The following is a 21,488-nucleotide window of genomic DNA, read 5'->3' on the forward strand; positions in this document are numbered from 1 at the left end:
TAAGTATTAAACAAAAACTATTCCCTTTGGTCGCATTTATGTATAATTATTATTAATATCATTATAATTAAAAAATATGAAAAAAAATCAAATTTTATTAGTACTATTATTATCCATTTCTTGTTGTGCAATGGCTACAAATTATAAGGTGCAATCAAGCGATGCCCAATTAAAGCTTAAAGAGTCAGAGTCGTTGCTCCCTTCTTTGCGTTTGTCTGCAGAAAAAGGAAACGCAGAAGCTCAGTATTCATTAGGTGGTATTTATAAACAAGGATTGGGGGTTGAAGCTAGTGATGTGCGTGCTTTTTTTTGGTACAAAAAAGCAGCCGAACAAGGACTTGCCAAAGCACAAAATAATTTAGGGTTTATGTATCAAAGTGGTCTAGGTACTGAGCGTAATTTAAATGAAGCGTTTAAATATTTTAAATTAGCTGCAGCTCAAAATTATGCGTTGGCTAAATATAATTTAGCTTTAATGTATAAAGAAGGTGACGGTATAGGAAAAAACACATTAGCTGCGATTGATTATTTTTCACAAGCAGGTGATGAGGGTATTTATGATGCTTATTTAAATCTCGGTATTATGTATTTTTTTGGTGATGGAGTAACAAAAGATCGCATGATAGCGGCTGATTGGTTTAGTAAAGCTGCGAAAGATAATATTCCAGAAGCGCAATATTATTTAGGGCTAATGTCAGAAAATGGTGATGGTTTAACCCAAGATTATGTCGCTGCTAACTATTTTTATACACAAGCGGCAGAACGAGGGTATGTGCTAGCTATGTATAATTTAGCTATTATGTATGCAACCGGAACGGGAACTAAACCAGACAATACACAAGCTGCATATTGGTTTACTAAAGCTGCTGAAGCGGGTAATGCCGATGCTCAATATAATATTGGTGTGATGTACGATGTAGGCGGTGGTGTTGATAAAGATGAGAAAAAAGCCGTTGAATGGTATCTAAAAGCTGCAGAGCAAGGCAGTGTAGATGCTCAATATAATTTAGGTGTTAAATATCTGGAAGGTGAAGGTATTGATAAAGATCAAGAGCGTGCTATCTATTGGTTCACTAAAGCTAGCGAACAAGGCGATCAAGACGCTAAAGCTTATTTAGAACAGTTATTACCTAAAAAATAAAAAAGCATTGTGCTTTTTAGATTGTTGACAAACCTCGATATCATTCGGGGTTTATTTTTTTATTGGGATGCTACCCAAAATACTTAAAAATATGCTATCGGCTAACATACATTATTAAATGATTTTTATAAAAATAAAAACTTCAATAAAATCAATATGTTTTCTGACCGTTTTTTATTGAAAATAAGATCGGTTCTTGTTCGGTCGAGGGAACTTATCTTTGATGTAGTTGGACTTAGAACATTTGAGTTTTTTCGGCATTGAGCAATAACTTTGGCTATTTTATACACCAAGGAGATCAAAGAACTCGTTAGAAAACGAGTTCTTTGTTAACAGCAGAAAAAGTATTGAGTTTTTTTATCCTGAGTTTCGCATACCAGCTGCAATTCCAGAAATAGTAATCATTAACCCCTGTTCTACTATAATATTTTCGTTATCGCTGTATTTTCGTGAACGACTTAATAACTCAGCCTGTAATAAATTTAATGGTTCAATATAAGTATTACGCAAAGCTACCGACTGTGCTATCCACGGTAAATCAGCCATTAAGCTAATATCATCGGTAACAGTTAGCACGGTATTGATATCTTGGGTTAACAAACTTCTTAGTTCTTCACCTAATGGCCATAGTGCAGGATCGACTAAACGTTGCTCGTAATATTCGTGAATATTCGGTGCGGCTTTGGCATAGACCATTTCAAGCATACCTAATCGAGCATTAAAAAAAGGCCAATTGTGATACATCTCTTTAAGGAGATTTTGTTTACCCTCTTCAATAGCTACTCTAAGTGCACTACCGGCACCAAGCCAAGATGGCACCATTAAACGGTTTTGTGTCCAAGCAAAAATCCATGGGATAGCACGTAAACTTTCAATACCACCGCCAGTACGGCGTTTTTGAGGTCTGGAACCAAGTGGTAATCTACCTAATTCCGCCTCTGGCGTTACTGCTCTAAAATAATCAACAAATTCAGCTCGTTCTCGTACATAACTGCGATAGCAATTGCACGAAATTTCAGACATTTCATCCATGATATTGCGCCATTCTTGTTTAGGGGCTGGCGGTGGCAATAAGTTGGCTTGTAAAATCGCTGATGTATACAGCATTAAACTGCTGAGCGCAACTTCTGGTAGGCCAAGTTTAAAACGGATCATTTCACCTTGTTCGGTAACTCTAAGTCCGCCTTTTAATGAACCAGGTGGTTGTGAAAGCAGGGCGGCATGCGCTGGTGCTCCACCTCGACCTATTGAACCACCTCGCCCATGGAATAGCACTAAGTTAGTATCATATTTTTCAAATAAGCTAACTAATTCTTCTTGCGATCGATATTGTGCCCAAGATGCTGCGAGTGTCCCTGCATCTTTAGCTGAGTCGGAGTAGCCTATCATCACCATTTGCTTACCTTGAATTTTGTCGCGATACCAAGGAATATCCAGCAGTTTTTGCATCACTGATTTTGCGTTATTTAAATCTTCTAATGTCTCAAATAACGGTGCAACTGGAATATATTTTTGGCAATCAACAATTTTCAATAATAAGTAAACGGCTAATATATCAGAAGGGGCTTTAGCCATCGATATTACGTAGGAGGCAATCGATTCTTCGCCAGCTTTTTTGATAACACGACAGGTATCTAAAACTTCTTGAACCATTTGATCTGGTTGCCAGTTATAAGGCAATAATGGTCGATTAGATTGTAATTCAGTTAATAAAAACGCTTGTTTTTCTTGCTCTGTCCATTTTGCATAGCTACCTAAATTAAGCTCTTTGGTTAATGCATCAAGCGCTTCAGTGTGCATAGAGCTGTCTTGGCGAATGTCTAATCGGACTAATTGTAAACCAAAACTTTTTATGCGTCGTAAAGTATCAAGTAATGGACCATGGGCTATAGTTGACATACCATGATCAATTAACGACTCATAACAGGTATAAAGTGGCATCCATAGCTGTTCATTTTTAATTAAAATATCACTGGGTGGTAATACTCGTTCATTATTCAGCAAAGCTTCAATATAATTGTGAGTGTTAATCAAACGTGTTCGTAACTGTTTCATTACAGCTCGATAGGGCTCGGAAACAGTTTTGTTTTTTTCATCTAATAGATCAATAACTGAATCACTACATTCTGTCATTGAAAGCTCACGTACTAGTATTTGAATATCGGCTAAAAATAACTCGATTGCCTTTAATCTCGCTTGTAGCATGACCTTTTCGGTCACTTTAGCTGTCACATTTGGATTACCATCACGATCTCCGCCCATCCATGAGGTAAATTTAATAGGCACATGATCAACTGGTAATTGCTCATCAAAGGCATCGACTAACTGGTCATTAAGTTCACGCAAAAATAGCGGCACACCTTCCCATAAGCTATCTTCAATGACCGAAAATCCCCATTTAGCTTCATCAATGGGGGTAGGGCGTTTTTTGCGGATTTCATCGGTATACCATGCCTGACAAACTAACTGTTTTAAGCGACGCATAATTCGTTCTATTTCATAGTCGGCTAAATCATCATGATCCAGTTGAGATAAACAGTTATTAATAGCCGTATAAGTATTTATCATGGTTCGGCGATTAATTTCGGTCGGGTGTGCAGTTAGCACCAATTCAATCGATAACTCATTAATCGCTTCTGTAATAGTTTGATTTGAAAAATTGAGATTTTTAAGTGTACTAAATAATTCAGTCATTTTTTTGGGGCTACTAGATGCTTCTCCATGGGGAGAAATACCATAATATTCAGCAGCCGTATTGACTAAATTTAAAAACTGATTAAATGCTCGTGCAACATGTAATAAATCATCATCATTAAGGTTTTCAATTAATTTGAGTAGCTCATTATGTGCTTGAGTGTTTCCTTGTTGAGCTGATTTTGATAGATTTCTTATTTTTTCAACTAAATCAAAGGTTTCATTGCCAGTGGCCCGTTTTATTGCATTGCCTAGTAAAGTGCCTAACATATTGACATTACTTCGCATTGAAGAGTATTGGTTATTCATGATTCTCTCATCTTAGATTTTATTATGCCTAAGCACCTTTAAGCTGCATGACCCAAATGACAAATTAATGGGATAGGTATAATGATTGGTTAATGTGCTTAATTTATATACTTTATAACAATTTCGCTTTGAATTTAAATAATAAAATTTTATGGTTTTTATTTTTTTTAGTTGTTTTAATTATATTTACCATGAAAGATTAACAAATAAAAATTTCACATTTCATTATGACATACTCACCCAAATACGGTTTAATAAGCTTATTTTTCGATGAACACTATGTTTGTAAACTGTATCTTGATATCATTTGGGTATATACTAACAGCATTATCAATACATATCGGATTATTTAATGATCGCTGTTTTTTATATCGCGTCGATTATTGCTGTTTTTGCCAGTATAAAAGTGATTAGTAGTTTAAGGATTGATAAAGCAATCTTATACCTTGTTATTTCTCTTTTTGCATCAGCGTTGATATTTATTCTACTTGATAACTATTTTTTTGCTGTTTTATATATCCTATTATTTATTGGTGGATCGGTAACTATTTTTTTACTTGTTGCTTCAATTTTGAAAATTAGTGTGGATACTGTAGAGCATAACAAAAACGGTATTAGTCCAAAAATTTGGTTAGGACCGCTAATTTTAGCCTTTATTTTGCTTGTTGTTCTTATTTATGGTGTAGTAAGTGTTAATTACTTAGAATTAAAGGAATCTCATGAATTAATGCATGAAATGTCCATATATGCCTACATTTTGATGGCTGAATTAGCCTTGTTTTTATTATTAGGTGCAGCCGTGATTTCGTATCATTTTATGCATCGGCTTATGTCGGAGAAATAATATGATTCCACTCATGTATTGTCTTATTTTTGCCTCTATTTTATTTGTGATTGGTTTATTAGGCGTAATGATTCGACGTAATTTTTATTTTTTATTACTTAGCCTGATTATTATGAATAATGGTGCAATAGTTGCATTGTTTGCAGCAAGTAGCTATTGGCAACAATCCGACGGACAAGTGCTTGCAATACTAGCGGTAATAACGACTTTTGCTGAAGTTTGTGTTGGCCTTGCGTTAATGATGAAACTATTTTATCGTCGAAAAATCTTTAATATTGATTCATTGAGTGAAATGAAAGGATGAATTTACTTTATTTAACTATTATTGTTCCCTTGCTCACTTTTCTAATATTAGTTTGCTTTGGAAGGCATATTCGATCAATTAATGTGATGATTATTGGTATTAGTACTATGCTAGTAATTACATTAATTACTATTTTTTCTTGTATTGACTTTATTTCAAACATAGTTCCAGACATGAGCTTAGTTTATACAAGACCATTATGGAATTGGTTTTCTGTAGGCGATTTTATTGTGCCTATTTCTTTAACTTTAGATGGTTTATCACTAATTTTTTTAGTTTTAATCTCATTCTTCGGTTTTTTGATCTACTTCTTTGCGGCCTGCTATTTAACGTCAAGCAAGGATATTTATAACTTCTACGCGTACAGTAATTTATTAATTGCCAGTATATTAACCGTCATATTAGTTGATAATTTGTTTGTTATGTTAATTGGTTGGGAAGGTGTAAGCATAAGTACTTACTTACTTATTGGAATCTACTATCAACAGGCTCGTAATGGTTATGCGGCTGTAAAGGCATTTATCATGATGCATTTAACCGATATCTTTTTAATTCTTGGCATATTTTTATTGTATCAAACTGTAGAAACATTAAATATCCGTGATGTTTTGACGCAAGCTCATGATAATTTGGCGGTCGATTCAGACATCATCTTTTGGATAACGTTAATGCTGTTCCTTGGTGCAATGAGTAAGTCTGCGCTATTTCCTATGCATTCATGGTTTGCTCAAACAACATTAGCACCAATGCCTGCGGTAGCTTTATTGCAATCTTCAACGGTGATTTTAGCTGGAGTATATTTAGTTTTAAGGCTTAGTAATTTGTTTATGATGTCAAATGACGTGCTTGCTATTATATCAATAATGTCATCGTTAACCATATTATTTGCTAGCACTATCGCCTTAGTACAATATGATATTAAACGAATTATCACCTATATTAATTTAGCGCAAATCAGTTATATATTTTATGCTTTTTCAACGCAGAATTGGAGCTTGTCTCTTAATTACTTAATTAATTATGCTGTAACAAGCACATTGCTGATTTTAGCTTCATCAATTTTAATCAGAAAATGCCAAGGTGAACGCGATATAAGCAAACTAGGCGGCTTAATTAAATCGTTTCCGATGCTATATTCGGTATTTTTGTTTATTATGATATCACTGAGTGCTATGCCTTGGATTTCATCATCATTTTATATCAAGGGCGATATCATATTGGGCTTAATGGCTCAAGATAAATTGATATCTGGGACCATTGGTTTATTAGGTATTTTGCTTTCTAGTTTAAATATTTGGCGTTTAATTTCAATAGTATTTTATCACAAACAAAAACAGTCTGACTTTGCAAAAACTAAATGGATAAGTTATTTGCCAATTTTTATATTACTGATATTTCCTACCGCGTTATTTATCTATTTCCCATTACCAATTCGCGGTATTATTCCAATCGCTGAATTAGATACTAACGGACAATTACTCTTCCAACTACTGTTAGCCGCAGTGACAGGATTAAGCTTCTTGATTGCCTATATTTTGTATGCGCGTCCAAATAGCGAAGTACAAGAAGTTTTAAATACGCCAATGATTAAATTCTTTTTACGATTATGTAGTAGTGATTGGCGTTATGATTATTTGTTGCATACTCTATTTGTTAAACCTTATGTCTACCTAGCTAATTTATTAAAAAAAGATCCATTAATTTTATGGGATAATTGGATCTTGTGGGGTATTCGAAAGGTAAATGAATTCATCGTTGACTTAGAAAATGGGCAAATTCGATGGTATATGCTGTCAATGGTTATAGGTAGTATTACCATATTAATGTTACTGATTTTTATTTAAAAGGTGTAATCATTCATGTTGTTATGGCTTGTTTTTTTACCTGTAATAGGCGGATTTATTGGTTGGTTATGCCATGTATGTCTACAAAGAGGCGTTGTTTCTGTCAATGTACAAATTCGTTGGTCAAAATTACCAATAATTGTGGCATTTATCACTATTTGTATTACATTATTGATGGCAATAGTATTATGGGTAGATGCCTTTAATGTGTTAAATAAGGGGTCAAATTGGGTACAGGAAGTTAATTTAGAATGGATCCCTTTGTTAGGAATTCATTTTCATCTTGTTTTAGATGGCCTATCTATGGTCGTTATTACCGCAACTCTATTCATCGTGTTATTGACGATTATCTATTCAAGTAAAGAAAGTCTAAATAATCTTGGCTTGTTTTATTTATGCCTATTATTTATGACATCAGCCATTATGATGTTATTTGTAATCACTGATTTATTTTTAATGTTCTTCTTTTGGGAAGCCGTCGCAATTCCTATCTATTTTTTAATTTCACTATGGGGACGACGAGATTCAAGCTCACAATTGCGTTTTAATGGTGCCAGCAAATTTTTGATTTATACTCAATTGAGCAGCTTACTTATGCTTATCTCCATTGTATCATTAGCCTTAATTAACTGGAACTTAACAGGGCATTGGACGTTTGATTATCAGGTACTAACAAAAACGCCAATTTCAAGCGATACCGAATTTTTGCTCATGCTTGGATTTTTAGCCGCTTTTATTGTGCGAATCCCTTTTGTTCCTTTTCATGGTTGGTTTATTGAAGCCCATATGGAATCCTCAACAACTGGATCGATGATGATCAGTGGATTGTTACTTAATACTGCAGCATTTGGCTTACTGCGTTTTGTTATACCGCTATTTCCTAATGCTTCCATCATGATTATGCCAATTATGTTAGTTCTTGCTCTGCTTACAATTGTTTATGCTGCGCTAGTTGCATTTAATCAAACGGATATTAAAAAACTTATTGCTTATATTCATATTGCGTTAATGGGATTTGTTACAGCCATTATTTATAGCGGTTCTGTTGTTGCTTATCAAGGTGTGGTTATTCAAATGATCGCTATCAATTTAGCAATAGTTGGCATGTTTATAATTAGTGGATTATTGGGGGAATGTTACTCAACACGAAACATAACTCAGTTTATTGGTCTTAAAGAGCGAGTACCTTATCTATCTTCATTTACCTTGTATTTTATCTTAGCCGTATTGGGCATTCCTGGCACAGCTAATTTTGTAGGTAATTATATGATGTTACTTGGTAGTTATAGTACTTTTTCGTTCTATACAATTTTTCTCGTAATTGGCTTATTATTGCTGTCTATTTCATTTATTGTCCGTATGCAGCCTATTTTTTATGGAGCTGTCGATAAAGGGGCCGCACCAAAATATCTTCTTAGTAAAAAAGATCTTTTGTTATTATCAAGCACTTTAATTGTCCTTATTTTTATTGGTTTGTATCCTCAAGTGGTTTTAGATATGTCTTATTCTGTTGTGAATCAAACACAACAATACATCACTACCGAGCGAGTGGGAGAGTAATCACCTATGATAGCTTTATCGCCTATTTTTGTATTAAGCTTTGCCATCATTGTTTTATTGTTTTTATTGTTTGTTTTTAAAATAGGTACCAAAGGATGCGCTATTTTAACGGTATGTGGATTATTCTGCGCATTAATTTTTTCTGTGGTGGTTGGTTATAAAATTTCGTTTAGCACGCAAGCTATTACGGATATTAGCAGTGACAATATGCAAATATCGGTATCAACTTCTGATCCTATTAAAGAACCCAATCCATCGAACGAAGAAACAATTGCAATTGATTCCGTACCTACGGAATCGGTGGAATCACCAAATGAAAACATAAGTATTGACGATAATATCGACAACAGTGCTGTTGATAATAATGGTGATATAAATATGGATGCTAACTCTAATTCCCATATTGATGATGGTTCTGGCATTGACGATCCTTCAATGGCAGAATGGAAAGCGCGCCATATCACCGCACTTTTCACCTGCGATGGCTACGGCTTACTTTATACCAGTTTGATTTTGATGATATCCATTGCAGTTGCATGCTTTGCTTATCGTTGGTTTAAGCAAGAACAGGTTCAGCACGGATTATTTTATTTAATTCTGCTTTTTATGGTATTAGGTGGTGTAACACTGGTATACGCCAGTCATTTAATCGCATTTTTTGTTGGAATTGAACTATTATCCATTCCCTTTGTGGGATTAATTGGTTATCAATATACACAGACTCATTCATTAGAAGCTGCTGTTAAATATATGATTTTATCGGCTGTTGCTAGCGTATTTTTATTGATGGGAATCGCTTTTTATTATGCAACGACAGGAGAGTTGACTTTCAGCGGGTTAAGTTACCAGCTTTCAACGATGTCTTACCCAAGCACATTACTACTAATAGGTGTTTGCTTGATGTTAGTTGGTATTGGTTTTAAATTATCACTGGTGCCATTTCAACTTTGGTTGCCTGATGTTTATCAGGGGGCACCAACGGTTGTCGCCTTATTATTATCAACAGTTGGAAAAGTGGCAGTGTTCTGTGCCATCGCAAGGCTATTCCTATTGGCACCGATCGTTAATAATGAAACTATCCGTATTATTTTAGTTATTATGGCTTTTTGTTCTATTTTGTGGGGCAATTTACTGGCGTTAAAGCAAAGCAGCTTAAAGCGATTACTTGCTTATTCATCAATAGCGCATTTCGGCTATTTATTTACGGCTTTAATTGCTGTTCAGTATCAAGTGCTTGCATTAGAAACCATTGGCGTTTACCTAATTGGCTATATTTTAGCTAATATCTGTATATTAGGTGCTATCAGTTTAGATTCGCATTCTAATGAACTGCAAGACCATGAAAACGAAATCGATCTTTCAGGTCTATTTTGGCGCAGGCCAATCCTTGCATTAGCGATGGGCATTGGCTTTTTATCTTTAGCAGGGACACCTCTAACTGCCGGTTTCGTTGGACGATTTTTATTGGTGTTATTAGGCGTAACTGCGGAATTATGGTGGTTAGTTGCCGCCGTGGTTATTGGTAGTGCATTGGGGCTTTATTTTTATGCCCGTTTAATTATCAATCTTTACATTAAACCGTCTTGTCGAGATGGCCAAATGTTAAGTGGCACTTCGATTAAGTTAAAATGGACAGATATTAGAATAAGCGAGTTAATCATCGTATTGTGTGCCTTATTGACTCTACTTTGTGGAATTTACCCTAAATGGTTATTTAACTTAGTTAGCATGGCGCAATATTTAACTACGTAATTAACTTTTATCCGCCTTCATTGCTTGGTTGGCGGAGTTATATTAACCAAAGTATCTTAAAACACTTTTTATACTAAAACGCATACTTTCCTGAAATTTTTTTACAAGAAATAGTTAATAACAGATTTATTTATTGTGTTATAATTCCGACCTTTAAAAATTTAGTTTAAAACAAGAGGACCAGTATGGATTTTTTAATCTCTAATGCCTATGCAGCCGATGGTAGCCAACCAGGTGGCGATTATATTATGCCAATTATGTTAGTTGTGTTTGGTTTATTTTTCTATTTTATGATTATGCGCCCACAGCAAAAACGCGCTAAAGCACATCGTGAGTTAATGGCTTCAATTTCAAAAGGTGATGAAGTGTTAACTAGTGGCGGGCTTATAGGTCGTGTAGCAAAAGTTAACGAAAATGGTTACATCGCGCTAGAGTTAAATGATACGACTGAAGTTGTGATCAAGCGTGACTTTATCGCATCAGTTTTACCAAAAGGGACAATGAAATCACTATAATAGAGCTTTATCTATTATGTTCATTGTATTAATTACCTAATCCTACAAGAGAATATGTCGTGTTAAACCGCTATCCTTTGTGGAAATACATCATGTTGGTCGTTGTCATTTGCTTCGGCCTTCTTTATGCACTTCCAAATATTTATGGTGAAGATCCCGCTATACAAATTTCAGGTTCAAATACTGCCGAAATCGATGTCGCTACACGAGATCAAGTTAAAAAACTTTTGTCCGATAATCATATCCAACCGAAATCATTAGTTTATGACAATAAATCGATATTGATTCGTGTTGGCGATAACGATACCCAACTTAAAGCAAAAGAACTTATATCTGAAGCATTGGGTGAAAAATATATTGTTGCATTAAATTTAGCACCAGCAACGCCTGCATGGCTTACTGTGTTAGGTGCAGAACCGATGAAACTGGGTCTTGATTTGCGTGGTGGTGTTCACTTCTTAATGGAAGTCGATATGACCACTGCATTAAGTAAACTCACTGAACAATCTATCGAAAACATCAAAGCTGAATTTACTAATAGCAAGTTAAACTATAAAACGATCAGCAAAGATAGTAATCAGCAAATTGTAATGCAATTTGATAATACTGAAGATCGCAATAAAGCCATTACCAAGATCAATGGAATACAAGACTATAAAGTGATCTCTCAACGCGACAACAGTATCGTCATCAATGTCAGTGAACAACGTTTACAACAAGCGAAAAATGATGCTGTACAACAAAATACTACCATTTTACGTAATCGTGTTAACCAACTCGGTGTTGCTGAACCAATTGTTCAACGTCAAGGGGCAGATCGTATTGTCGTTGAATTACCCGGCATACAAGACACTGCATTAGCCAAGCGTATTTTGGGAGCAACGGCAACACTAGAGTTTAGACAAGTTAACGAAGAGAGTACGTCTAATTTGCCGGCTATTCTAAATGGTGATAAGCGTATTCCTTATGGTTCAGAAATTCAGTATATGGAAGACGGTCGCCCAGTACTACTTTATAAACGCATTGTATTAACTGGCGATCATATTACCGATTCTTCATATCGCGTTAATCAATATGGTCAACCCGAAGTTGCTATTACACTTGATGGTTCGGGGGGTAAAAGAATGCTTGATTTTACCCAAAAAAATCTTCATAAAGCGATGGCAACCTTATTTGTTGAATACAAAGATACTGGTAAACGTGATGAAAACGATAAACCGATCTTTGAAAAACAAGAACGAGTTATCAACGTCGCGACTATTCAGGGTATTTTTAGTGATCGCTTCCAAGTAACTGGTATTGGTAGTATTGATGAAGCTAAAAATTTATCACTATTATTACGTGCAGGGGCATTAATTGCACCGATTCAGATTATTGAAGAACGAACCGTTGGGCCATCAATGGGGCAAGAAAATATAACCCAAGGCTTAGAATCTTGCGCATGGGGTTTATTGATTTCTGTCATTTTTATGCTAGTGATGTATCGTTTGTTTGGTGTGTTTGCAAGCCTTGCATTAGTTGCAAACTTAATTTTAATTGTTGGTGCAATGTCTTTACTTCCTGGGGCAACGCTAAGCATGCCCGGTATCGCAGGTATTGTATTAACTGTGGGTATGGCTGTTGATGCCAATGTACTGATTAACGAACGAATAAAAGAAGAGCTTAGTAATGGACGTGGCGTTCAGCATGCAATTAATGAAGGGTACGCCGGCGCTTGGAGCAGTATTTTCGATGCCAACCTGACCACTTTAATTACTGCTGTTATTCTTTATGCAGTTGGTACAGGATCAATTAAAGGTTTTGCCATTACACTAGGCATCGGTATTGTAACATCAATGTTTACATCGATTGTCGGTACTCGTGCATTAGCCAATCTTATTTATGGCGGTCGTCGCGTTAATAAGTTATCAATTTAGAGGTTTATTGTGAGTATTACTAAAAAACAAAATCATGATGTTAGAGAATTGAATCATGGTCGCAGAGTCCTCGACTTTTTAAAATTTGGCTTTATTGCTTTTGTTATTTCAATGTTATTAGTTGTCGCATCGTTTGTGGTTATTTTTGTTAAAGGATTTAATCTAGGACAAGATTTCACTGGCGGTACGACAGTTGAGCTCACCGTAACAAAAGCTGTTAACCTTGATGACCTTCGTAACAGTTTACGCAATGCTGGCTATCATGAACCGATAGTACAATATTACGGTAGTAGTAAAGATATCATAATTAGATTACCTTCGGCTAAGCAAGAAGACGGTGCTGCCTCATCTGCTATTGATAATGCACTAGGTACAAAAATTTCCAATTTAATCCATAAAGATATTGATGCAGAAGCTCAAATTAAACGGATTGAATTTGTCGGTCCAACAGTTGGAGCTGAACTTGCTCAAGATGGTGTTTTGGCTATATGTGCCGCATTAGTGTGTATTTTAATCTATATTGCATTTCGCTTTGAGTGGCGATTTGGTACGGGTGCGGTTGTTGCCTTAGCGCATGATGTTGTTATTACTGCAGGTTATCTATCACTATTTGAACGAGAACTTGATTTAACTATCATTGCTGCGATGTTATCAATTATTGGTTATTCACTTAACGATACCATTGTTGTTTTTGACAGAATTCGTGAAAATTTTAGAAAGATTCGCCGAGCAGAGCCTTACGATGTTATTAATATCTCGTTAACACAAACTTTGCATCGTACTTTAATGACATCAGGTACAACCCTTGTTGTGGTGATTATTCTGTATATTTTTGGTGGTTCAATGTTAAAAGGTTTCTCTGAAACATTAGGCGTTGGTATTGTACTTGGTACAATTTCATCAATTTATGTGGCTGCGTATATGTCACTTAAATTGGGCGTAAAACGTGAACACTTTATGCCACCTAAAATTGAAGCAGAAGGCGCAGATCAACCTTCAATATTGCGTTAATTATGTAAACTCTGCCATCAATAGGCAGAGTTTTATTAGCCTGTTTTTTAAACAAATAATATCAAATCGATTGACACTTATTATTTAGTTGCATATTATTAGCCACAGTTTTATCCCTTTCTATTTGGGGCCATAGCTCAGCTGGGAGAGCGCAACGCTGGCAGCGTTGAGGTCAGGGGTTCGATCCCCCTTGGCTCCACCAATCAATATTCTGTAAGATTCTTTAAAACCCACTTAAAGTATATAAAATTCTCGAAGTATTTGTTAGCAGATGCATGACCAAAATTTTTAGTTATATTATTGTGTTATTCAGTGGTTATCAATGAAAAACGAAATTGATTTAATAAATAAAAAAATCAATTAATTATTGAATATCTCCAAATATTAAACTCAATTCTATTAAAAGTGCACAATCAATTTTGTATATATAAATATAGTGCAACGATGACATCTACTAAGTGATACTTTTGTGCATAATCTAATAGTGATAGGATATAAAAAGTTAAATAAACAAAAGGTATAAAATCGTGACTTATAAACCTACCCAAGCGCCAAACAAATGTGAGAATATGAACCACATTCGTGCCGAAATAGATCAGATTGACCATTCCATAATTAAATTGCTTGCTACACGCTTTGAATACGTCAAAGCTGCCAGTAAGTTCAAGAAAAATACCACTGACGTACAAGCCAAAGAACGTTTTGACAGTATGCTAGAGCAACGAAAACAATGGTCGAATGAATTAGGACTTAATGGCGAAATCATCAAAGATCTATATGCAAATCTAGTACGATATTTTATCGATGAAGAATTGAAATATTTCAAAAACAAAGAAAAATAAAAACAGATATTTCATTAAAAATATTTAGATAAGATATTGATTTTATGTTATCTTTAAAGATATGAATGATCTCATAAGAAGTAGGTGACATGGCTTATGCAACTAAACAGCAGTTATTAGATGAAATAAACAAAACGGCCAAGCTATTTATTGATGAGTTTATAGTTTTATCTGAATCACAAAAAGACTCTTTGGTAGAGGGCGTTGATCGTACTCCTGCACAAATGATTGCTTATCAACTCGGTTGGCTTAATTTGGTGAAATCTTGGGATGATGATGAACTTGCTGGTAAAACACCTGAATTACCGGCTTCTGGATACAAATGGAATCAATTGGGTAATTTGTATCAACAATTTTATAAAACATATCAATACCTATCATTACAGGCATTAATTCAAGCATTTAATCAGCAAATCACCATTTGGAATGATTGGATTCAATCTTTGAACGAAGACACTTTGTTTATAAAAGATAGTCGTAATTGGACTAAACCTTATCCTGAATCTTGGACTGTTGCTCGATTTATCCATATCAATTCTGTGGCGCCTTTTAAATCGTTTAGAGCAAAAATCAGAAAGTGGAAAAAGCTAAATGCATCAGTTTAAAATTATATTCAATATAATGTAAGGAGAATAATATGGCCTTTACAGAAACAGAACGACAGCAATTGATGGAGCTTAAATTTGTGGGTGCCAAAATTATTGAAAGACTTGAAGAGATGAACTTCGATTCTTTCGATAAATTGCGTAATGTTAGTTTAGATGAAATCCTTAATAAAGGTGCGTTATTAACAGGTTCAACTTGTTGGAAAAACAGTCATCAAGCAAAAACGGCAATAAGTAATATTTTAAGTTTGGTTAACAATGCGTAGTGTTGTTTGGTTTTTTATGAAATGCGTGTTTTAGCCAGCAATCTTATTTTATCTTCGTCTTATTAATTAGGTTTTGCTCATTTAGTTGAAGTTTGGCAAAATAGGCAACTTAGTTGAGGCTTGCCTTGAATGACTGATTTTTTAATAATCAATAAGAAGTTACATCATTATGCTATTGTTAAATAGAGCAGGAATGGAATTGGGATGAATAGTCGAATTAAACAACTTATAACAGTATTATTTATCTTGAGCTGCTTAAGCAGTATGGTCATTTGTTCTGCACCTGTTTTTGCTGATGAAGAACAGCCAGTGCTTCTTCAGACAGAGTCTCAAACCGAGGTCGAAGTGGGTGTTAATCCCCTAACTCAATTACCTGAAACTAAGCAAATTGATATTGTTGGTCCACACCCAATACATGAGGAAATTTATCATAAGACTATCTATTCACTTTCCGGTCACCCTAAGTATCCAGATGATTTTCAACATCTTGATTATGTCAATCCTAATGCGCCAAAAGGTGGTGTGATTAAACTGGCCGAAATTGGCTCTTTTGATAATTTGAATCGCTTTGCTAGCCGTGGTGCACCTGAACGTAATTCTGGGGAGCTATATGATAGTCTTTTTACTAATACTGAGGATGATATTACCAGTTTTTATCCACTTATTGCGACGTCAATTACCTATTCTAATCAATATCGCTGGGCAGAAGTGGCGATTAATCCTAATGCCCGTTTTCAAGATGACAAACCCATTACGGCACACGATGTTGTGTTTACTTTTGATAAATTTATGACCGAAGGGGTGCCTCAATATCGTGTTTATAATAAAGGTGTTATGGTTAAAGCGATAGATGATTACCATGTGAGGGTTGATATTCCCGAGTCAGATCGTGAAAAGCTCCTTTCATTTGTTGGTAGTATGCGAGTTATCCCTAAACATTTTTGGCAAAATCATGATTTTTCAGAGCCATTAAGCACACCGCCAGTTGGTAGTGGTCCTTACTATATTAGTGATTATAAAATGGGGCAATATGTTGTGTATCGACGTAATCCCAATTATTGGGCGCGCGATTTGCCAATTAATAAAGGCTTAGATAATTTTGATGAAAAGCGTATTGATTACTATATGGATAATAGTGTTTCGTTAGAAGCCTTTAAAGCGGGCGAATATGATTTACGCGATGAAGATCAACCTAAAAATTGGTTTACTCAATATCAAGGTAAATATTTTGATGCTAACCATATTATTAAACAAGAAAAACCGGTTAAAACAGCAACCGATACTAAGTGGCTTGCATTTAATTTACAAAAAGAGCTATTCAAAGATATTAAAGTGCGAAAAGCTATCACACTAGCATTTGATTTTGAATGGTTAAATCATGCCTTTTATTATGATAGTTACAAAAGACCTTATAGTTTTTTTGAAAACACTATTTATGCGGCAAAGGGTAAGCCAACAGAGCAAGAATTGAAGTGGTTAAATCCTTATAAACATATTATTCCAGAAGCCGTTTTTAAGAATGCTTATTCTATTCCCAAAAGTGATGGTAAGGGCTTTAATCGTGATAATTTATTAAAAGCTGCTGAATTATTAAAACAAGCCGGATGGGTGATTAAAGACGGTAAGTTGATTAATGTTAAAACGCAACAACCGTTTGAATTTGAGTTGATCAGTTATCTTGGTAACGATATTAAATATGCGGTTCCATTTCAACAGAATTTAGCCCGTTTAGGGATTACCATGAAAATCACCTTATTAGATTCAGCACAACATTTACGTCGTGTTCGTGAGCGTGATTATGATATGGTTGCACGTAATTATTATGCTGTAAATTATCCAAATTCTAGTTTGTCAATGTTTTGGGGCAGTGAGTATCTTAACTCGTCATGGAACGCTTCAGGTTTACATAATACGGCTATCGATAGTATTATCGCTGAAATTATTAAAAATGTGGATAATCAAGAAGCACTTGTCCCATTAGGGCGTGCGCTGGATCGGATTTTAACGCAAGAATATCCAATGATTCCTATGTGGTATAATAGCAAATCGTACTATGCATACTGGAACAAATTTGGGCAACCAGCTATACAGCCAACTTATTCGATAGGGATTGATAGTTGGTGGTATGATGCAGACAAAGCAGCTAACCTGCCTAAAAATCGGGAACATTAATATGCTAAATTATTTTATTCGTCGATTGTTACTGATTATTCCAACATTATTTGTGATTTTAACAATCAACTTTTTTATTGTGCAAGTGGCACCAGGTGGACCGGTTGATCAGGCGCTTGCTATGATTGAAAATGGGCCGCAAGCAGGGCAAGGGCTATTGCCGGGGAGCGATAGTTCATCTACATCAGTACAACAGTATAAAAATGAGTCAAACTATCGTGGATCTCGAGGGCTTGATCCACAAGTTATCGCGATGATTGAAAAACAATACGGCTTTGATAAACCAATATTTGAACGTTATATCGAAACACTAAAAAAATACATATTATTTGATTTTGGTAACAGTTTTTTTAAAAGTGAATCGGTATTAGGATTGATTGCCAAAAGTTTACCTGTTTCAATTTCATTGGGATTATGGAGTACGTTAATTGTCTATCTGATCTCAATTCCTTTAGGTATTCGCAAAGCGGTGAAAGATGGTTCAGCGTTTGATTTTTGGTCAAGTACCTTAATTATTATTGGCTATGCCATTCCTCCTTTTTTGTTGGCTGTATTGTTGATTGTGTTGTTCGCTGGTGGTAGTTATTGGGATGTTTTTCCTCTTCGCGGTCTTATTTCGAATAATTTTGATCAACTTGACTTTTGGGGCAAAGTAAAAGACTACGCATGGCACATGTGCTTACCGACTATTGCTATGTCGATTAGCGGTTTTGCTTCCTTGACAATGTTGACAAAGAACTCGTTTTTAGATGAAATCCGCAAGCAGTATGTAATTACTGCGCGAGCGAAGGGGTTGAGCGAAAGACAAATTATGTATAAGCATGTTTTTCGCAATGCAACGTTACTGATTGTATCGGGCTTTCCTGCTGCTTTTATCGGTATTTTATTTACCGGTTCATTACTAATTGAAATCATCTTTTCGCTTAATGGGCTTGGTTTATTGGGCTATGAGGCAATTATTCAACGTGATTACCCTGTGATTTTTGGGACGCTCTATATTTTTACGTTAGTTGGACTCATCACAAAACTGCTATCTGATTTATCTTACATGATTATAGACCCACGCATTGACTTTGAGGCTCGAAACTGATGACCACACATTATTCTTTTAATCAACAACGCTGGCAACGATTTAAGCATAATCGCCGTGGCTATTATTCACTTTGGTTATTTTCGATCTTTTTTGTGATTAGCTTATTTGCTGATTTTATTGTTAACGATAGGCCCATTTTTATTAAATATCAGGATAATTACTATTCACCAATTTTTCATTTTTATCCAGAAACAGAGTTTGGTGGGCAATTAGAAACACAAACCAATTATCTTGACCCTACTATACAAAATAAAATAGAAGCCAATGGTTGGATTTTATGGCCGCCGTTTCGCTACAGTTATAGTACGCTAATCTATGATACGCAGAATACTTTCCCGACTCCGCCTTCAGCATCGCATTGGTTAGGTACAACCGATACGGGTTTCGATGTACTGGCTAATATATTATATGGTTTTCGTATTTCAATGTTTTTTGCTATTTTTTTGACATTGTTTACTTCATTTATTGGTGTCATCATCGGGGCAATCCAAGGTTATTATGGCGGAGCAGTAGATCTAATAGGGCAGCGATTTATTGAAATTTGGTGTGGTTTACCGAATTTATTTGTGATTATTTTATTAGCCAGTGTTTTGCCACTTAATTTTTGGTGGTTGTTAGGTATTACTGTTTTATTTGGTTGGATGGGGCTCGCCAACGTTGTGCGTACCGAGTTTTTACGGACTCGCAATTTTGACTATATTCGCGCAGCTAAAGCAATGGGAGTTAGTGATAGTAACATCATGTTTAGACACATCTTACCTAATGCGATAGTGGCAACATTAACTTTTTTACCGTTTATCCTCTGCGGAGCTATTACAACGATAACCTCGTTGGATTTTTTAGGTTTTGGCTTACCGATTGATTCATCATCGCTTGGTCGATTATTGCTGCAAGGTAAAAATAATTTACAAGCCCCTTGGCTTGGTATTAGTTCATTTTTAATTATAGCTACGTTACTTTCTTTACTTATTTTTATTGGTGAAGCAGTAAGGGATGCATTCGATCCAAACAAAGGAGCGTATCAATGAGTTCTCCTTTATTATCCGTTCAGGATTTAAGTGTTGCTTTTAGACGTGGTACGCAAACTACATCCTCCATCGTGGATCATGTTAGTTTTGATATTCATGAGCAAGAAACATTGGCTCTTGTTGGTGAATCAGGCTCTGGAAAGAGTGTTACCGCGCTGTCTATCTTACGTTTGTTAGGTAAAGAGCAAGTGGTTTACCCCACTGGCGATATTTTGTTTGAAGAAGCCTCTTTATTGCATGCACCAGACAAAGTGCTTCGTAAAGTACGCGGCAATCAAATTAGCATGATCTTTCAAGAACCAATGGTGTCATTAAACCCTCTACATACGGTTGAAAAACAACTTTATGAAGTATTAGCATTACATCGTGGTATGCGTCACAATGATGCGCGTTGCGAGATTTTGCAATATCTTGATCGTGTGGGAATTAAAGAGCCAAAAAGTAAATTATCGGCTTATCCGCACCAGCTATCAGGTGGCGAAAGGCAGCGAGTTATGATTGCTATGGCAATTTTAACCCATCCAAAATTATTGATAGCAGACGAACCCACCACTGCTTTAGATGTGTCAGTGCAGGCACAAATTATTCAGTTATTAAAAGAGTTAAAGAACGAACTGAATATGAGCATGCTATTTATTTCGCATAATCTTAGCATTGTTAAAAAGCTGGCCGATAAAGTAGCTGTTATGCAAAAAGGCGAAATTGTTGAATATAATAATAAGCAGCGCATCTTTTTACGTCCAGAACATAAATATACGCAAACACTATTAAATTCACAGCCAAATGGTGATCCGGCCCCTTTGCCTGATACTCCTGGAATACTGCTTAATGTAAATCATCTGAGTGTTGAAGTTATTGCCAAAAAGCGTTTATTTAGTAGTCAAAAAAAACAAATAGTTAATAATATTGGTTTTACTGTGCATCAAGGTGAAACCGTTGGGATTGTTGGTGAATCAGGATCGGGAAAAACGACTGTTGCACTAGCCATTTTACGCTTGATTAAATCACAAGGTAATATTGTATTTGATAGCCATTCTATACAAAACCTAACTGGCAAAAAACTATTACCGTTTCGTAGCCGCATTCAAGTTGTGTTCCAAGATCCGTTCTCATCACTTAACCCACGCTTTAATGTCGAGCAGATTATTTGTGAAGGATTAATGACACACAAAAAACTAAGCAAAGATGAGCGTGAAAAGGCCTTAATTGATATTATGCAAGAAGTTGGTCTTGATCCTGAAATGCGTTATCGTCATCCTACTGAATTTTCGGGTGGTCAGCGTCAGCGTATAGCCATTGCCCGAGCTTTAATTTTACAACCAGAGTTATTGATTTTAGATGAGCCGACTTCATCTTTAGATCATACTATTCAAAAACAGATTATTCATTTGCTTAAGTCATTGCAAGAAAAGTACCAGCTTAGTTATTTGTTTATTAGTCATGATTTAGCATTAGTTTATGCAATGTGTCATCAAGTAGTTGTAATGAAAGATGGCCGAATTATTGAGCAAGGTACGCGTGAAAAGGTTTTCTACTCTCCAGAAGAAGAATACACCAAGGCGTTACTTTCATTTTTAGATAGACGACCTCGT

16 protein-coding genes, 1 tRNA gene and 1 pseudogene are annotated in these 21,488 nt (G+C 35.5%); 17 read left to right on the plus strand and 1 reads right to left on the minus strand.

All coding sequences use genetic code 11. The features are described 5' to 3' along the window. Positions 1-76 precede the first annotated feature (76 nt). Positions 77-1,141, plus strand: coding sequence for an SEL1-like repeat protein (locus GYX25_RS08425; protein WP_091348531.1), 1,065 nt, complete (start codon positions 77-79; stop codon positions 1,139-1,141). A gap of 357 nt (positions 1,142-1,498) precedes the next feature. Here GYX25_RS08425 and ppc read toward each other — a convergent pair whose 3' ends face one another. Next, the gene (ppc, locus tag GYX25_RS08430; RefSeq protein WP_091348534.1) at positions 1,499-4,144 is read right to left on the minus strand and encodes a phosphoenolpyruvate carboxylase; all 2,646 of its coding nucleotides are present in this window, start codon (positions 4,142-4,144) and stop codon (positions 1,499-1,501) included. Between the two features lie 352 nt (positions 4,145-4,496). Between ppc and GYX25_RS08435 the strand changes: the two genes are divergently transcribed. The 16 genes and pseudogenes from GYX25_RS08435 to yejF form a co-directional block, all read left to right on the plus strand. Next, positions 4,497-4,988 carry an NADH-quinone oxidoreductase subunit J gene (locus GYX25_RS08435; RefSeq protein ID WP_091348538.1) on the plus strand — a complete coding sequence of 164 codons (492 nt, stop codon included), beginning with the start codon at positions 4,497-4,499 and terminating at the stop codon, positions 4,986-4,988. A gap of 1 nt (position 4,989) precedes the next feature. Beyond that, positions 4,990-5,292 carry an NADH-quinone oxidoreductase subunit NuoK gene (nuoK, locus tag GYX25_RS08440; protein WP_091348541.1) on the plus strand — a complete coding sequence of 101 codons (303 nt, stop codon included), beginning with the start codon at positions 4,990-4,992 and terminating at the stop codon, positions 5,290-5,292. Next, positions 5,289-7,136 (plus strand): NADH-quinone oxidoreductase subunit 5 family protein, encoded by a 1,848-nt coding sequence (locus GYX25_RS08445; RefSeq protein WP_174787177.1) that lies wholly within the window; start codon positions 5,289-5,291, stop codon positions 7,134-7,136. The genes nuoK and GYX25_RS08445 overlap by 4 nt, the downstream gene beginning before the upstream one ends. 15 nt (positions 7,137-7,151) lie before the next feature. Continuing rightward, the gene (locus GYX25_RS08450) at positions 7,152-8,696 is read left to right on the plus strand and encodes a complex I subunit 4 family protein (protein WP_174787178.1); all 1,545 of its coding nucleotides are present in this window, start codon (positions 7,152-7,154) and stop codon (positions 8,694-8,696) included. A gap of 6 nt (positions 8,697-8,702) precedes the next feature. Next, on the plus strand, positions 8,703-10,448 hold the full coding sequence (locus tag GYX25_RS08455; RefSeq protein WP_091348551.1) for an NADH-quinone oxidoreductase subunit N: 1,746 nt from the start codon (positions 8,703-8,705) through the stop codon (positions 10,446-10,448). Between the two features lie 185 nt (positions 10,449-10,633). Beyond that, complete coding sequence (yajC, locus tag GYX25_RS08460) at positions 10,634-10,963, plus strand: preprotein translocase subunit YajC (RefSeq protein ID WP_091348553.1); 330 nt, start codon at positions 10,634-10,636, stop codon at positions 10,961-10,963. 59 nt (positions 10,964-11,022) lie between these two features. Further along, on the plus strand, positions 11,023-12,879 hold the full coding sequence (secD, locus tag GYX25_RS08465) for a protein translocase subunit SecD (RefSeq protein WP_174787179.1): 1,857 nt from the start codon (positions 11,023-11,025) through the stop codon (positions 12,877-12,879). A gap of 15 nt (positions 12,880-12,894) precedes the next feature. Beyond that, positions 12,895-13,890 carry a protein translocase subunit SecF gene (secF, locus tag GYX25_RS08470; protein WP_091348765.1) on the plus strand — a complete coding sequence of 332 codons (996 nt, stop codon included), beginning with the start codon at positions 12,895-12,897 and terminating at the stop codon, positions 13,888-13,890. A 126-nt stretch (positions 13,891-14,016) separates the two neighbouring features. Beyond that, a tRNA-Ala gene (locus GYX25_RS08475) sits at positions 14,017-14,092 on the plus strand. Positions 14,093-14,459: 367 nt separating this feature from the next. Then, positions 14,460-14,732: a chorismate mutase gene (locus GYX25_RS08480; RefSeq protein WP_091348768.1), complete on the plus strand. Its 273-nt coding sequence runs from the start codon at positions 14,460-14,462 to the stop codon at positions 14,730-14,732. 89 nt (positions 14,733-14,821) lie between these two features. Continuing rightward, positions 14,822-15,337 (plus strand): ClbS/DfsB family four-helix bundle protein, encoded by a 516-nt coding sequence (locus GYX25_RS08485; RefSeq protein ID WP_091348559.1) that lies wholly within the window; start codon positions 14,822-14,824, stop codon positions 15,335-15,337. Between the two features lie 32 nt (positions 15,338-15,369). Continuing rightward, positions 15,370-15,603 carry a Pathogenicity locus gene (locus GYX25_RS08490; protein WP_091348561.1) on the plus strand — a complete coding sequence of 78 codons (234 nt, stop codon included), beginning with the start codon at positions 15,370-15,372 and terminating at the stop codon, positions 15,601-15,603. A gap of 204 nt (positions 15,604-15,807) precedes the next feature. After that, a complete protein-coding gene (locus GYX25_RS08495) occupies positions 15,808-17,775 on the plus strand; it encodes an extracellular solute-binding protein (protein WP_202983852.1) in 1,968 nt (655 codons plus the stop codon). Position 17,776: 1 nt separating this feature from the next. Then, positions 17,777-18,865 carry a microcin C ABC transporter permease YejB gene (locus GYX25_RS08500; protein ID WP_174787180.1) on the plus strand — a complete coding sequence of 363 codons (1,089 nt, stop codon included), beginning with the start codon at positions 17,777-17,779 and terminating at the stop codon, positions 18,863-18,865. Beyond that, a complete protein-coding gene (locus tag GYX25_RS08505; RefSeq protein ID WP_174787181.1) occupies positions 18,865-19,896 on the plus strand; it encodes an ABC transporter permease in 1,032 nt (343 codons plus the stop codon). Before GYX25_RS08500 ends, GYX25_RS08505 begins: the two co-directional genes overlap by 1 nt. Next, a pseudogene (gene yejF / locus GYX25_RS08510) lies at positions 19,893-21,467 on the plus strand (microcin C ABC transporter ATP-binding protein YejF); the annotation flags it as partial. The gene GYX25_RS08505 and the pseudogene yejF, both read left to right, overlap by 4 nt. Positions 21,468-21,488 lie beyond the last annotated feature (21 nt).

It is taken from the genome of Gilliamella sp. ESL0254 (genome assembly GCF_013344985.1).
Lineage (GTDB): Bacteria > Pseudomonadota > Gammaproteobacteria > Enterobacterales > Orbaceae > Gilliamella > Gilliamella bombicola.